Annotated in this window: 2 protein-coding genes and 1 pseudogene; all 3 read right to left on the reverse strand. The window is 60.7% G+C overall.

Annotated elements, in window-relative coordinates:
- Positions 1–315: pseudogene (locus GOOTI_RS10430) on the reverse strand (hypothetical protein); the annotation flags it as partial.
- Between the two features lie 97 nt (positions 316–412).
- Positions 413–1,819, reverse strand: a complete 1,407-nt coding sequence (gene gad, locus GOOTI_RS10435; RefSeq protein WP_007238552.1) for a glutamate decarboxylase — start codon at positions 1,817–1,819, stop codon at positions 413–415.
- A 118-nt stretch (positions 1,820–1,937) separates the two neighbouring features.
- On the reverse strand, positions 1,938–2,398 hold a 461-nt coding region (locus GOOTI_RS10440; protein ID WP_007238553.1), incomplete at its 5' end, for a YhgE/Pip family protein.

Raw genomic sequence — 2,398 nt, forward strand, 5'->3', positions numbered from 1 at the left:
GAACATCAGGGTGCCGAAAAACTGTGTTGCAGCGCATAGCCATTCGGCACGCACCATGGTTCCGGGCGAGTAATCGACGGGTACCGTCACCGGACCACTGAGCATCAACTGCACGAAAGCCGCGGCGGTGAAGAACCAGGCGCCGATGAAATAGCAGATGTTGGCATTGGCGGCGCCCATCCAGATGCCGAGCCACGGCGCCGATCCCAATGCGAACAGTGCCGATCCGATCATGAAGCCCCAACACTGTTTTCTCAGCGTCGGTGTCAACAGCGACCGGCGCCAGTCGCTGTTGTCGAGGACAGTCGTGCTCACGACGGGTACCCACTCTTCGTAGACATGCAGACATCGATTCGGCGATCACTGCGGACTCCGGGTGGACGGCGCGTCGCCGCCCACCCGGATTCACGCATCAGTGGCTGAAGCCCGGGTGCTGACCTTCCTTGGGCAGCGGGCCTTCGAGGTCGTCGAGGTAGGCGACCTGCGTCTTGATCTCGGTGAGGAGCGCGGTCGCGAGATCGTGGCTCATCCCGTTCTTCACGACGATGCGCTGCAGCGTCAGATCAGACATGTCGTCGGCCATCGGATACGCGGGCACAAGCCACCCCGACAGGCGCAGGCGGTCGGCGAGATCGTAGAGCGTCCACTTGTCGGTGTAGCCGTCCTTGAGCTTCCAGGCGAACACGGGAATGGTGTCGCCCTTGCTGATCAGCTCGAACGGCGCCATCTCGCCGATGTGCTTCGACAGATATTGAGCGACGTCCAGAGACTCCTGCTGAACCTGCCGATACCCCTCGAAACCCAGACGTAGGAAGTTGTAGTACTGCAGGAGGATCTGTGCTCCCGGCCGCGAGAACGGAAGTGCCAGGGTGGGCATGTCACCGCCGAGGTAACTCACGTGGAAGACGAGGCTCTCCGGCAGAGACTCCTTGTCGCGCCAGACAACCCACCCGATTCCGGGGTAGACGAGGCCGAACTTGTGCCCGGAGGTGTTGATCGACACCACACGCGGCACCCGGAAGTCCCACTCGAGTTCCGGCTGGCAGAACGGTGCGATGAATCCGCCTGATGCACCGTCGACGTGGATCTTGATGTCGAGCCCCGTCTCCTTCTCGATCTCGTCGAGCTTGGCTGCGATCTTCTTCACCGGCTCGTAGAGTCCGTTGTAGGTGACTCCCATGATCGCGACGACCCCGATGGTGTTCTCGTCGACGTACTTCTCGAGATCGGTGCCGTCGAACAGCACGTGCTCCGGGGTGCACGGGACGAAACGCGGCTCGACATCCCAGTAGTTGCAGAACTTCTCCCAACACACCTGCACTGCAGCGGAGAGCACGAGGTTGGGTTTGTCGGTCGGCTTGCCCTCGGCCTTACGCTTCTCCTGCCATTTCCGCTTGAGTGCCAGACCACCGAACATGCAGGCGTCCGACGATCCGACGGTCGAGGTGCCGATCGTGCCCTCGGGATCGGGTGCATGCCAGAGATCGGCCATGATCTTCCAGCAGCGTTCTTCGATTGCGGCGGTCGCGGGATACTCGTCCTTGTCGATCGAGTTCTTGTCGTAGGTCTCCGCGTAGATCCGGTTGGCCTGATCGTCCATCCAGGTCGTCACGAACGTCGCCAGGTTCAGGCGTGCGTTGCCGTCGAGGATCGCTTCGTCGTGAACGATCTGATAGGCGGTCTCCGGCAGCATCGGCTCTGCCGGGATCTTGAACTTCGAGATCGTGGTCGCCTCACCGTTCCTCGAGAAGACCGGCAGAGCCAGCGAATCGTTGATATTGGTCTTGAACCGGCTGTGGGTGTGATGTGTTTGGAACATCGCGATTCTCCTTTGATGACGATTGGGATGAGTTTTTTTCAACAGTGTTGGTGCGGCATCGGATTCGTACGAACCCGAGGTGCCCTCAGACGTATGGCGTTGATCCGTCGATCCCTCCTCAGACCTCTACCGGCGGATACAGGCGATCCATGTTGTATTGCCTGTCCCGACGTGCCGCCCAGGTGGACACCGCGAGGAAAACCAGGGTCAGCGCCACCACGACGACCAGCGACACCCAGAAGCGGGAGTCGACGCCCCCCACCGTCAACTGTCGTAGCCCGGTGACGGTGTAGGTCATCGGATCCACCCAGTGGATGTATTGGAAGGGTTTGGTCGTGGTGGGCACCGGGTAGATACCGCCTGCCGACGTCAGCATGATCATCAGGAATGCCAAGGTCACCACGCGTCCGACCGCCGGCCCGAACAATGCGTTGAACATCTGGATCATCGCCAGGAACATCGCGACCATCAGGAGCATGAACCCGAAAGTCGCCCATGGATGTGTCGGACGCAGCCCGATCGCGAACACCACGACGAGATAGAGGATCGTCGCCTGCAGGAAACCGACGAAGAATGTCG

Origin of the sequence: Gordonia otitidis NBRC 100426 (assembly GCF_000248075.1) — a bacterium.
In the GTDB taxonomy this organism is placed as follows: Bacteria; Actinomycetota; Actinomycetes; order Mycobacteriales; family Mycobacteriaceae; genus Gordonia; species Gordonia otitidis.